Raw genomic sequence first — 12,321 nt, forward strand, 5'->3', positions numbered from 1 at the left:
GGCATTCTAGCACGGTGGGTTTATGGCGCCACCGGTGGGGGGCGGCTATAAACAGAGGGCCCTGCTTGGTTATGGTGCAGTCGGTTATTAGACGATTGTCGACAATATCGAATTATCCTTTGACTGGCGCGCCTGTTTTGGTTAGTTTTTGCGGCACTGGCTTTCAAGGTGTCGACAATATGTTGGATCAACTGGATCCCCCGCTCATCGTTCAGGACGACTCGGAAACGCTTTCCGAGAACGTCTTCCGGCGTATTCAGGCGGCCATCGTCAAGGGCGATATTGCCCCCGGCAGCAAAATCTCCGAGCCGGAGCTGGCCCGGACCTACGGCATCAGCCGCGGCCCGCTACGCGAGGCCATCCACCGTCTGGAAGGCCAGCGCCTGCTGGTGCGCGTGCCGCACGTCGGGGCGCGGGTGGTGTCGCTCGATCATGCCGAGTTGATCGAGCTCTACGAAATCCGCGAATCCCTTGAAGGCATGGCCTGTCGTCTGGCCGCCGAGCGCATGAGCGTCGAAGAAATCGACGAACTGCGTCGCGTCCTCGAAACCCACGAGCGCGACGAGGCCTTCCAGGCCGGTCGCGGCTATTACCAGCAGGAAGGCGATTTCGACTTCCACTACCGGATTATCCAGGGCAGCGGTAACCGCACCCTGACGCAAATGCTCTGCGGCGAGCTGTATCAACTGGTGCGCATGTACCGCATGAAGTTTTCCAGCACGCCCAATCGCCCACACCAGGCGTTCGCCGAGCACCACCGAATTCTCGATGCCATCGCCGACCGTGACGGTGAACTGGCCGAGTTGTTGATGCGCCGTCACATCGGCGCCTCCAAACGCAACATCGCCCGTCATTACCAGGACGGCGCCAACCCGACAGCCAAACGAGGTGAGTCATGAGTTTGAACAAGAGCACTCCAGGCCAGCGTTTCCGCGATGCGGTCGCCAGCGAGCATCCACTGCAAGTGGTCGGCGCGATCAACGCCAACCACGCGCTGCTGGCCAAGCGCGCCGGTTTCAAGGCGATCTACCTGTCCGGTGGCGGGGTGGCTGCTGGCTCCCTCGGCCTGCCGGACCTGGGCATCACCGGCCTGGATGACGTGCTGACCGACGTGCGCCGTATCACCGACGTTTGCGACCTGCCGCTGCTGGTGGACGTGGACACCGGTTTCGGTTCCTCGGCCTTCAACGTGGCCCGTACCGTGAAGTCGATGATCAAGTTCGGCGCGGCGGCGATTCACATCGAAGACCAGGTTGGCGCCAAGCGTTGCGGTCACCGTCCTAATAAAGAGATCGTGACCCAGCAGGAAATGGTCGATCGCATCAAGGCGGCGGTCGATGCCCGTACCGATGACAGCTTCGTGATCATGGCCCGTACCGACGCCCTGGCGGTGGAAGGCCTGGAATCTGCTCTGGATCGCGCCGCTGCGTGCATCGAAGCTGGCGCCGACATGATTTTCCCGGAAGCCATCACCGAACTGGACATGTACAAGTTGTTCGCCAACCGTGTGAAAGCGCCGATCCTGGCCAACATCACTGAATTCGGCGCGACGCCGCTGTACACCACCGAGCAGCTTGCTGGAGCGGATGTATCGCTGGTGCTGTACCCGCTGTCGGCCTTCCGCGCCATGAACAAGGCCGCGGAAAACGTCTACACCGCGCTACGCCGCGATGGCACGCAGGCGAATGTCATCGACACCATGCAGACCCGCATGGAGCTTTACGATCGCATCGACTACCACACCTTCGAGCAGAAGCTCGATGCGTTGTTTGCTGCGAAGAAATGAAGATCAAAAGATCGCTTTCCCCTGTAGGAGCTGTCGAGTGAAACGAGGCTGCGATCTTTTCGGCAACACCCAAAAGACCTGATGAATCACAATTTGCCGATTCCCTGACAAATTCAAAAATATTGGAGGCAGAAATGGCCGAAGCAAAAGTACTCAGTGGCGCCGGGCTCCGTGGCCAGGTTGCCGGGCAAACCGCACTGTCCACCGTGGGCCAGTCGGGTGCCGGTCTGACCTATCGTGGTTATGACGTTCGTGAACTGGCGGCTGACGCACAGTTCGAAGAAGTCGCCTACCTGCTGCTGTACGGCGAACTGCCGAGCAAGGCGCAACTGAACGCCTACATCACCAAGCTGAGCAAGCTGCGTGACCTGCCGCAAGCGCTGAAAGAAGTGCTGGAACGCATCCCCGCCGACGCCCACCCGATGGACGTGATGCGCACAGGCTGCTCGTTCCTGGGCAACCTGGAGCCGGAGAACGACTTCTCCGAGCAGCACGACAAGACTGACCGCCTGCTGGCTGCTTTCCCGGCGATCATGACCTACTGGTACCGCTTCAGCCACGAAGGCAAGCGCATCGAATGCGTGAGCGACGAGCAGTCCATCGGCGGCCACTTCCTGCACCTGCTGCACGGCAAGAAGCCGAGCGAGCTGCACGTCAAGGTGATGAACGTTTCGCTGATCCTCTACGCGGAGCACGAATTCAACGCCTCGACCTTCACTGCCCGTGTTTGCGCGTCGACCCTGTCTGACTTGTACTCGTGCATCACCGCGGCCATCGGCTCGCTGCGTGGCCCGTTGCACGGCGGCGCCAACGAAGCGGCGATGGAAATGATCGAGCGCTTCTCGTCGCCGGAAGACGCGATCAAGGGCACCCTCGGCATGCTCGAGCGCAAGGACAAGATCATGGGCTTCGGTCACGCGATCTATAAGGACAACGATCCGCGTAACGAAGTGATCAAGGCCTGGTCGAAAAAACTTGCCGACGAAGTGGGGGACACGGTGTTGTTCCCGGTTTCCGAAGCCATCGACAAGACCATGTGGGAGCAGAAGAAGCTGTTCCCGAACGCCGACTTCTACCATGCCTCGGCGTACCACTTCATGGGCATCCCGACCAAGTTGTTCACACCGATCTTCGTCTGCTCGCGCCTGACCGGCTGGGCGGCCCACGTGTACGAACAACGTGCCAACAACCGCATCATCCGCCCGAGCGCCGAGTACACCGGCGTCGAACAGCGCAAGTTCGTGCCAATCGAACAACGCTGAATGGTGGGAATGCCTGCCCAGGTCACTGAATGAACCGGTGACCCTGTAGGAGCTGGCTTGCCAGCGAAGGCGGTTTGTCATTCAACATTGTTGTTGCTGACCCACCGCATTCGCCGGCAAGCCGGCTCCTACAGAGGTCTGTGTTCAATTCGGGAGCTGTGCCAGGCCCCACCCTTTGTAACTACCGTGACCCGAGTCCTGACGATGAACACTGAATTCCGTAAAACGCTGCCCGGCAGCCACCTGGATTACTTCGACGTCCGCGCGGCGGTCGAGGCCATCCAGCCCGGCGCCTATGACACCCTGCCGTACACCTCCCGCGTGCTGGCGGAAAACCTGGTGCGTCGCTGCGACCCGGCCACGCTGACCGAATCCCTCAAGCAATTCATCGAACGCAAGCGCGATCTCGACTTCCCGTGGTTCCCGGCCCGTGTGGTGTGCCACGACATTCTCGGCCAGACCGCACTGGTCGACCTCGCCGGCCTGCGTGACGCCATCGCCCTGCAAGGCGGCGATCCAGCGCAAGTGAACCCGGTGGTACCGACGCAACTGATCGTCGACCACTCCCTGGCCGTCGAGCGCGGTGGTTTCGATCCGGAGGCGTTCGAGAAGAACCGCGCCATCGAAGACCGTCGCAACGAAGACCGTTTCCACTTCATCAACTGGACCAAGAAGGCGTTCAAGAACGTCGACGTGATCCCGCCAGGCAACGGCATCATGCACCAGATCAACCTGGAGAAAATGTCTCCGGTGATCCAGGTACGTGACGGCGTAGCCTTCCCTGACACCTGCGTCGGCACCGACAGCCACACCCCGCACGTCGATGCGCTGGGCGTGATCGCCATCGGCGTTGGCGGCCTGGAAGCCGAAAGCGTGATGCTCGGCCGCGCCTCCTGGATGCGCCTGCCGGAAAGCGTTGGCGTTGAACTGACTGGCAAGCTGCAACCGGGCATCACCGCCACCGACATGGTGCTGGCGCTGACCGAGTTCCTGCGCAAGCAGAAAGTCGTGGGTGCATGGCTGGAGTTCTTCGGTGAAGGCGCCGCGGCGCTGACCCTGGGCGACCGCGCAACCATCTCCAACATGGCTCCGGAATACGGCGCCACCGCGGCGATGTTCTACATCGACCAGCAGACCATCGACTACCTCAAGCTCACCGGTCGTGAAGACGAGCAGGTGCAGTTGGTCGAGAACTACGCCAAGACCACCGGCCTGTGGGCTGACAGCCTCAAAGGCGCGCAATACGAGCGCGGCCTGACCTTTGACCTGTCTTCGGTAGTGCGCAACATGGCCGGCCCGAGCAACCCGCACGCCCGTGTCGCGGTATCGGACCTGGCTGCCAAAGGCATCTCCGGTCAGTGGGACGATGTGCCGGGCCAAATGCCGGACGGCGCGGTGATCATCGCCGCCATCACCAGCTGCACCAACACTAGCAACCCGCGCAACGTGATCGCCGCCGGCCTGCTGGCACGCAACGCCAACAAGCTCGGCCTGACCCGCAAGCCTTGGGTCAAGTCGTCCCTGGCACCGGGCTCGAAAACCGTCGCCCTGTACCTCGACGAAGCCGGCCTGACCGATGAGCTGGAACAGCTCGGTTTCGGCGTCGTGGCCTTCGCTTGCACCACCTGCAACGGCATGTCCGGCGCGCTTGACCCAGTGATCCAGCAAGAGATCATCGACCGTGACCTGTACGCCACGGCTGTGTTGTCCGGCAACCGTAACTTCGACGGCCGGATCCACCCGTACGCCAAGCAGGCTTTCCTCGCTTCGCCGCCGCTGGTCGTCGCTTACGCGATCGCCGGTACCATCCGTTTCGATATCGAGAAGGATGTGCTGGGCGTCGTCGACGGCAAGGAAATCCGCCTGAAAGACATCTGGCCGAGCGACGAAGAAATCGACGCCGTAGTGAAAGCCTCGGTGAAGCCGGAGCAGTTCCGCCAGGTCTACATCCCGATGTTCGCCATTCACGAAGACACCGGCCCGAAAGTCGCGCCGCTGTACGACTGGCGCGAGATGAGCACCTACATCCGCCGTCCGCCGTACTGGGAAGGCGCACTGGCCGGCGCACGTCCGCTCAAGGGCATGCGCCCGCTGGCGGTACTGCCGGACAACATCACCACCGACCACCTGTCGCCATCCAACGCGATCATGCTCGACAGCGCCGCCGGCGAATACCTGGCAAAAATGGGCCTGCCGGAGGAGGACTTCAACTCCTACGCGACTCATAGGGGCGACCATTTGACTGCGCAGCGCGCAACCTTCGCCAACCCGAAACTGTTCAACGAAATGGTTCTGGAAAACGGCAAGGTCAAGCAGGGCTCCCTCGCTCGCGTCGAGCCGGAAGGCAAAGTGATGCGCATGTGGGAAGCCATCGAGACCTACATGGATCGCAAGCAGCCGCTGATCATCATCGCCGGCGCCGACTACGGTCAGGGTTCGTCCCGCGACTGGGCAGCGAAGGGCGTACGTCTGGCCGGTGTCGAAGCGATTGCCGCCGAAGGTTTCGAGCGTATCCACCGCACCAACCTGGTGGGCATGGGCGTGTTGCCGCTGGAGTTCAAGCCGGGCACCAACCGTCACACCCTGGCCATCGACGGCAGCGAAACCTACGACGTGATCGGCGACCGCACCCCGCGTGCCGAGCTGACGCTGGTGATCCATCGCAAGAACGGCGAGCGCGTCGATGTGCCGGTGACCTGCCGCCTCGACACCGCTGAAGAAGTGTCGATCTACGAGGCTGGCGGCGTGTTGCAACGCTTCGCCCAGGACTTCCTCGAGGAATCGGCGGTAGCCGTCTAACACACGCAGCACAGACACGGGACCTTGAGTCCCGTGTCTGCTTTCAGATCAGGAGTAACGAGCACCATGGCTCACGCAGCTCAGATTAAAATTCCAGCCACCTACATGCGTGGCGGCACCAGCAAAGGCGTGTTCTTCAGCCTGAAGGACTTGCCCGAGGCCGCACAGGTTCCAGGCCCGGCCCGCGATGCCTTGTTGCTGCGCGTGATCGGCAGCCCCGATCCGTACGACAAGCAGATCGACGGCATGGGCGGCGCGACGTCCAGCACCAGCAAGACCGTGATCCTGTCGAAAAGCATCAAGGCCGATCACGACGTCGATTACCTGTTCGGTCAGGTGTCGATCGACAAGCCGTTCGTCGACTGGAGCGGCAACTGCGGCAACCTGACCGCGGCGGTCGGTTCGTTCGCCATCAGCAACGGCTTGGTGGACGCCAGCCGCATCCCGCACAACGGCATTGCCGTGGTGCGTGTGTGGCAGGCCAACATCGGCAAGACCATCATCGCCCACGTGCCGATCACCAACGGCGAAGTGCAGGAAACCGGCGATTTCGAACTCGACGGCGTGACCTTTCCGGCGGCGGAAGTGCAGGTCGAATTCCTCGACCCGGCAGCGGAAGAAGAGGGCGGTGGCGGTTCGATGTTCCCTACCGGCAACCTGGTCGATGACCTGGAAGTGCCGGGCGTCGGGACCTTCAAGGCAACCATGATCAACGCCGGTATCCCGACCATCTTCGTCAATGCCGAAGACATCGGCTACAAGGGCACCGAATTGCAAGGCGCGATCAACGGCGATCCGAAAGCGTTGCTGATGTTCGAAACCATCCGTGCCTACGGGGCACTGCGCATGGGCCTGATATCCAACGTCGACGAAGCAGCCAAGCGCCAGCACACGCCGAAAGTGGCATTCGTGGCCAAGCCGGCGGAGTACGTGTCGTCCAGCGGCAAGACGGTTGCGGCGGGGGATGTCGACCTGCTGGTACGCGCACTGTCCATGGGCAAGCTGCACCACGCGATGATGGGCACGGCGGCAGTGGCGATCGGCACGGCAGCAGCGATTTCCGGCACCCTGGTCAACCTCGCGGCGGGCGGCGTCGAACGCAACGCGGTGCGCTTCGGTCATCCGTCGGGCACCTTGCGCGTCGGCGCCGAAGCCAGCCAGGTCAACGGCGAATGGACCGTGAACAAGGCCATCATGAGCCGCAGTGCACGGGTGTTGATGGAAGGTTACGTCCGCGTGCCGGGCGATTCGTTCTAACGACGCACCCCCTGTAGGAGCTGGCTTGCCAGCGAAGAGGCCGTCATATTCAACATCATTGTTATCTGTGACACCGCTTTCGCTGGCAAGCCAGCTCCTACAAGGTGAATCGAACATGAGCGCCAACGTTGACCTCAACAACCGCCCCGACTACGACCAGGTCCTGCAGGACATTGCCGATTACGTACTGAACTACAAGATCGACTCCCTGGAAGCCCTCGACACTGCCCGCAACTGCCTGATGGACACCCTCGGCTGCGGCCTGCTGGCCTTGCGTTTTCCCGAGTGCACCAAGCACCTGGGGCCTATGGTCGAAGGCACCGTCGTGCCGTTCGGCGCCCGCGTGCCTGGCACCAGTTACCGACTCGACCCGGTCAAGGCAGCGTGGGACATCGGCTGCATCGTGCGTTGGCTCGACTACAACGACACCTGGCTCGCCGCCGAATGGGGTCATCCGTCGGATAACCTCGGTGGCATCCTCGCCGTGGCTGACCACCTGTCGCAAAAGCGCCTGGCCAATGGCGAAGCGCCGCTGACCGTGCGCACGGTGCTTGAAGCGATGATCATGGCCCATGAGATCCAGGGCGTGATCGCGTTGGAAAACTCGTTCAACCGTGTCGGCCTCGATCACGTCATTCTGGTGAAAGTCGCTTCCACCGCCGTCACCGCCAAGCTCATGGGTGCCAACCGCGAGCAGTTGCTCTCGGCGTTGTCCCATGCGTTCGCTGACGGCCAGGCATTGCGAACCTATCGCCATGCACCAAATGCCGGCTCGCGAAAATCCTGGGCGGCGGGGGATGCCTCCAGCCGAGGTGTGCGCCTGGCGGACATCGCCCTGCGTGGCGAGATGGGCATTCCAGGCGTGTTGAGTGCCAAACAATGGGGTTTTTACGACGTGCTGTTCAGTCACACCAACAACGACCTGGCGCTCAAGCCGCAAGACCAGCGTGGTTTCAGCTTCTCGCGGCCATACGGCAGTCATGTGATGGAAAACGTGCTGTTCAAGATCAGTTTTCCCGCCGAGTTCCACGCACAGACGGCCTGTGAGGCTGCGGTGACCCTGCACCCGCTAGTGCGCAATCGCCTGCATGAAATCGACCGGATCGTCATCACCACCCAACAATCGGCGATCCGCATCATTTCCAAGGTCGGCCCGCTGGCCAATGCCGCTGACCGCGATCACTGCATCCAGTACATGACCGCGGTGCCACTGGCGTTCGGCAACCTGGTCGCCGAGTACTACGAAGATGATTTTCACAAGGCGCATCCGATCATCGATGTGCTGCGCGACAAGATGGTCATTGTCGAAGATCCGCGCTTCACCCGCGAATACCTGGAGGCCGACAAGCGCTCGATCGCCAATGCCGTCCAGGTGTTTTTCAAGGATGGGTCCAGCACCGAGAACGTGGTGGTGGAGTATCCGATCGGTCATCGTCGGCGGCGTGCCGAGGGCATTCCATTGTTGGAGGACAAGTTCAGGGCGAACCTGCTGACGCGATTCACCGGGCAGCGCAGTAAGGAGATTTTTGATCTGTGCAAGGATCAGCAGAGGCTTGAGGCGACACCGGTTAACCGGTTTGTAGACTTGTTTGTTATCTAGGAGACCGCGTCATCGTTCAATCGCCAGCAGGCTGGCTCCCACAATTGATCTGTGTTCACCGCAGATCAACTGTGGGAGCCAGCCTGCTGGCGATGAGGCCAGAACAGGCAAAAGAGAACTACTTGAAGCGCCGCTCCACACCTTTCTCCACAAGAATCTTCGCGGAGATCTCTTCCACGGAAAAATGCGTGGAGTTGATGTTCGGAATGTTCTCGCGGCGGAACAGGTTTTCCACCTCGCGCACTTCGAATTCGCACTGGGCGTAGCTCGAATAGCGGCTGTTGGGCTTGCGCTCGTTGCGGATCGCGGTGAGGCGGTCCGGGTCGATGGTCAGGCCAAACAGCTTGTGCTGGTGGGCACGCAGGGCGCTGGGCAGTTGCAGGCGCTCCATGTCGTCTTCGGTCAGCGGGTAGTTGGCCGCGCGGATGCCGAATTGCATGGCCATGTACAGGCAGGTCGGGGTCTTGCCGCAGCGCGATACGCCGACCAGGATCAGGTCGGCCTTGTCGTAATAATGCGTGCGGGCACCGTCGTCGTTGTCGAGGGCGAAGTTCACCGCCTCGATACGCTCCATGTAATTGGTGTTGGCACCGATAGAGTGGGATTTGCCCACGGTATAGGAAGAATGCTCGGTCAGTTCCTGTTCAAGGGGCGCCAGGAAGGTCGAGAAAATGTCGATCATGAAACCATTGGAAGTCGCGAGGATCTCACGAATGTCCTGATTGACGATGGTATCGAAGATAATCGGACGGAAGCCGTCGGTTTCGGCGGCTTTGTTGATTTGTTGTACCATGGCCCGCGCTTTGTCCACGTTGTCGATGTACGGCCGCGTGACTTTGCTGAAGGTAATGTTTTCGAACTGCGCCAAAAGGCTTTGGCCGAGGGTTTCGGCGGTAATGCCCGTGCCATCGGAGATAAAGAAAGCAGATCGTTTCATTTGCACCTTGGGCCTTAAGCTAGTGACGAATCTTGGATATGATAGGCGCGATTTGCCGGCCGCCAATGGCCCGCATTCTCACTTATTTTCCAGGTCCAGGCCATACAACTGGCAAACGCTCCCTTGAGCCGCCGGTTTCTGAGCTTTTCCAACACAGTTAGTGGAGAGATCACCTTGGTAGAGTACGTAGTTTCCCTCGACAAGCTCGGCAAAGACGACGTTGAGCACGTGGGGGGCAAGAACGCATCCCTGGGCGAGATGATCAGCAATCTTGCGGGTGCCGGTGTATCGGTGCCCGGTGGCTTCGCCACGACCGCTCAGGCTTATCGTGATTTCCTCGAACTGAGCGGCCTGAACGATCAGATCCATGCCGCCCTCGACGCCCTGGACGTCGACGATGTCAATGCCTTGGCCAAGACCGGTGCCCAGATCCGCCAATGGATCATGGAAGCCGAGTTCCCGGAAAAACTGAATGCCGAAATCCGCACCGCGTTCGCCACGCTGTCCGCCGGCAACCCTGACATGGCCGTGGCCGTGCGCTCTTCCGCTACCGCCGAAGACCTGCCGGATGCTTCCTTCGCCGGCCAGCAGGAAACCTTCCTGAACATCCGTGGCGTCGAAAACGTCATTCGCGCCGCCAAAGAGGTGTTCGCTTCCCTGTTCAACGACCGCGCCATTTCCTACCGCGTGCACCAGGGCTTCGACCACAAGCTGGTCGCCCTGTCGGCCGGTGTGCAGCGCATGGTCCGCTCCGAAACCGGCACTGCCGGCGTGATGTTCACCCTCGACACCGAGTCGGGTTTCCGTGACGTGGTGTTCATTACCGGCGCCTACGGCCTGGGTGAAACCGTCGTACAAGGCGCGGTGAACCCGGATGAGTTCTACGTCCACAAAGGCACGCTGGCCGCCGGTCGCCCTGCGATCCTGCGCCGCAACCTGGGCAGCAAAGCCATCAAGATGATCTACGGCGACGAAGCCAAGGCCGGTCGTTCGGTCAAGACCGTCGACGTCGACAAGGCCGAACGCGCGCGTTTCTGCCTGACCGATGCCGAAGTCAGCGAGTTGGCCAAGCAGGCGATGATCATCGAGAAGCACTACAAGTGCCCGATGGACATCGAATGGGCCAAGGACGGTGACGACGGCAAGCTGTACATCGTGCAGGCCCGTCCGGAAACCGTGAAGAGCCGCACCCAGGCCAACGTCATGGAACGTTACCTGTTGAAAGAGACCGGCACCGTGCTGGTCGAAGGCCGTGCCATTGGCCAGCGCATCGGCGCCGGCAAGGTCCGCATCATCAAGGACGTGTCCGAGATGGACAAGGTCCAGCCAGGCGACGTACTGGTGTCCGACATGACCGACCCCGACTGGGAACCGGTCATGAAGCGCGCCAGCGCCATCGTCACCAACCGTGGCGGCCGTACCTGCCACGCGGCGATCATCGCCCGTGAGCTGGGCATCCCGGCCGTGGTCGGTTGCGGCAACGCCACCCAGCTGTTGAAAGACGGCCAGGGCGTGACCGTTTCCTGCGCTGAAGGCGACACCGGTTTCATCTTCGAAGGCGAACTGGGCTTCGACATCAAGAAGAACTCCGTGGACGCCATGCCGGACCTGCCGTTCAAGATCATGATGAACGTCGGCAACCCGGACCGCGCCTTCGACTTCGCCCAGCTGCCGAACGCCGGTGTGGGCCTGGCCCGCCTGGAATTCATCATCAACCGCATGATTGGTGTGCACCCCAAAGCGCTGTTGAACTACGACGGTCTGCCGCAGGACATCAAGGAAAGCGTCGACAAGCGCATCGCCGGTTACAACGATCCGGTCGACTTCTACGTCGACAAGCTGGTCGAAGGCATCAGCACCCTGGCTGCAGCGTTCACGCCGAAAAAGGTCATCGTGCGCCTGTCGGACTTCAAGTCCAACGAATACGCCAACCTGATCGGCGGCAAGCTCTACGAGCCGGAAGAAGAAAACCCGATGCTGGGCTTCCGCGGCGCTTCGCGTTACATCAGCGAATCGTTCCGTGACTGCTTCGAACTCGAGTGCCGTGCCCTCAAGCGCGTGCGCAACGAGATGGGCCTGACCAACGTCGAAATCATGGTGCCGTTCGTCCGTACCCTGGGCGAAGCCAGCCAGGTGATCGATCTGCTGGCCGAAAACGGCCTGGCCCGTGGCGACAACGGTCTGCGCATCATCATGATGTGCGAACTGCCGTCCAACGCGATCCTGGCGGAAGAGTTCCTCGAGTTCTTCGACGGCTTCTCTATCGGCTCCAACGACCTGACCCAGCTGACACTGGGCCTGGACCGTGACTCCGGGATCATCGCGCACCTGTTCGACGAGCGTAACCCGGCGGTGAAGAAGCTGCTGGCCAACGCCATTGCCGCCTGCAACAAGGCTGGCAAGTACATCGGCATCTGCGGCCAGGGTCCTTCGGACCACCCGGACCTGGCCAAGTGGCTGATGGAGCAGGGCATCGAAAGCGTTTCGTTGAACCCCGATTCCGTTCTGGAAACCTGGTTCTTCCTGGCTGAGGGTCAGGCGCAGGCCTGATCCGGTGTGAACGGGCCGCTCTCTCTCTGTAGGAGCGAGCTCGCTCGCGATGGACGTCAACGATGACGCGTTTATCCTGGATAAACGTGGTGTCCTGAAGTTCTTCGCGAGCAAGCTCGCTCCTACAGAG

At 61.1% G+C, this 12,321-nt stretch carries 8 protein-coding genes; 7 read left to right on the top strand and 1 reads right to left on the bottom strand.

Annotated elements, in window-relative coordinates; translation table 11 throughout:
• Positions 1-182: 182 nt before the first annotated feature.
• From SOP95_RS10735 to prpD, 6 genes are all read left to right on the top strand, one after another.
• Positions 183-899, top strand: coding sequence for a GntR family transcriptional regulator (locus SOP95_RS10735; RefSeq protein WP_172668661.1), 717 nt, complete (start codon positions 183-185; stop codon positions 897-899).
• Positions 896-1,786 carry a methylisocitrate lyase gene (gene prpB, locus SOP95_RS10740; RefSeq protein WP_274073170.1) on the top strand — a complete coding sequence of 297 codons (891 nt, stop codon included), beginning with the start codon at positions 896-898 and terminating at the stop codon, positions 1,784-1,786. Before SOP95_RS10735 ends, prpB begins: the two co-directional genes overlap by 4 nt.
• Positions 1,787-1,920: 134 nt before the next feature.
• Complete coding sequence (gene prpC, locus SOP95_RS10745) at positions 1,921-3,048, top strand: bifunctional 2-methylcitrate synthase/citrate synthase (protein ID WP_274073171.1); 1,128 nt, start codon at positions 1,921-1,923, stop codon at positions 3,046-3,048.
• Positions 3,049-3,252: 204 nt separating this feature from the next.
• Positions 3,253-5,847 carry a Fe/S-dependent 2-methylisocitrate dehydratase AcnD gene (gene acnD, locus SOP95_RS10750; protein ID WP_274073172.1) on the top strand — a complete coding sequence of 865 codons (2,595 nt, stop codon included), beginning with the start codon at positions 3,253-3,255 and terminating at the stop codon, positions 5,845-5,847.
• A 66-nt stretch (positions 5,848-5,913) separates the two neighbouring features.
• A complete protein-coding gene (gene prpF / locus SOP95_RS10755) occupies positions 5,914-7,104 on the top strand; it encodes a 2-methylaconitate cis-trans isomerase PrpF (RefSeq protein ID WP_274073173.1) in 1,191 nt (396 codons plus the stop codon).
• A 115-nt stretch (positions 7,105-7,219) separates the two neighbouring features.
• On the top strand, positions 7,220-8,704 hold the full coding sequence (gene prpD / locus SOP95_RS10760; protein WP_323607087.1) for a 2-methylcitrate dehydratase: 1,485 nt from the start codon (positions 7,220-7,222) through the stop codon (positions 8,702-8,704).
• A 118-nt stretch (positions 8,705-8,822) separates the two neighbouring features.
• Here prpD and ppsR read toward each other — a convergent pair whose 3' ends face one another.
• A complete protein-coding gene (ppsR, locus tag SOP95_RS10765) occupies positions 8,823-9,641 on the bottom strand; it encodes a posphoenolpyruvate synthetase regulatory kinase/phosphorylase PpsR (protein ID WP_008048584.1) in 819 nt (272 codons plus the stop codon).
• A 174-nt stretch (positions 9,642-9,815) separates the two neighbouring features.
• Here ppsR and ppsA point away from each other — a divergent pair, with 174 nt between their 5' ends.
• Positions 9,816-12,191 carry a phosphoenolpyruvate synthase gene (gene ppsA / locus SOP95_RS10770; protein ID WP_274073175.1) on the top strand — a complete coding sequence of 792 codons (2,376 nt, stop codon included), beginning with the start codon at positions 9,816-9,818 and terminating at the stop codon, positions 12,189-12,191.
• The last annotated feature ends 130 nt before the right edge of the window (positions 12,192-12,321 follow it).

It is taken from the genome of Pseudomonas sp. YuFO8 (assembly GCF_035065025.1).
GTDB classification, from domain to species: domain Bacteria; phylum Pseudomonadota; class Gammaproteobacteria; order Pseudomonadales; family Pseudomonadaceae; genus Aquipseudomonas; species Aquipseudomonas putida_AE.

What these genes read in the sequence shown, in the direction of transcription:
- prpD (WP_323607087.1), top strand. Translation starts at nt 7,220, where the DNA reads ATGAGCGCCAACGTTGACCTCAACAACCGCCCCGACTACGACCAGGTC.
- prpC (WP_274073171.1), top strand. Translation starts at nt 1,921, where the DNA reads ATGGCCGAAGCAAAAGTACTCAGTGGCGCCGGGCTCCGTGGCCAGGTT.
- ppsR (WP_008048584.1), bottom strand. Translation starts at nt 9,641, where the DNA reads ATGAAACGATCTGCTTTCTTTATCTCCGATGGCACGGGCATTACCGCC.
- prpB (WP_274073170.1), top strand. Translation starts at nt 896, where the DNA reads ATGAGTTTGAACAAGAGCACTCCAGGCCAGCGTTTCCGCGATGCGGTC.
- acnD (WP_274073172.1), top strand. Translation starts at nt 3,253, where the DNA reads ATGAACACTGAATTCCGTAAAACGCTGCCCGGCAGCCACCTGGATTAC.
- prpF (WP_274073173.1), top strand. Translation starts at nt 5,914, where the DNA reads ATGGCTCACGCAGCTCAGATTAAAATTCCAGCCACCTACATGCGTGGC.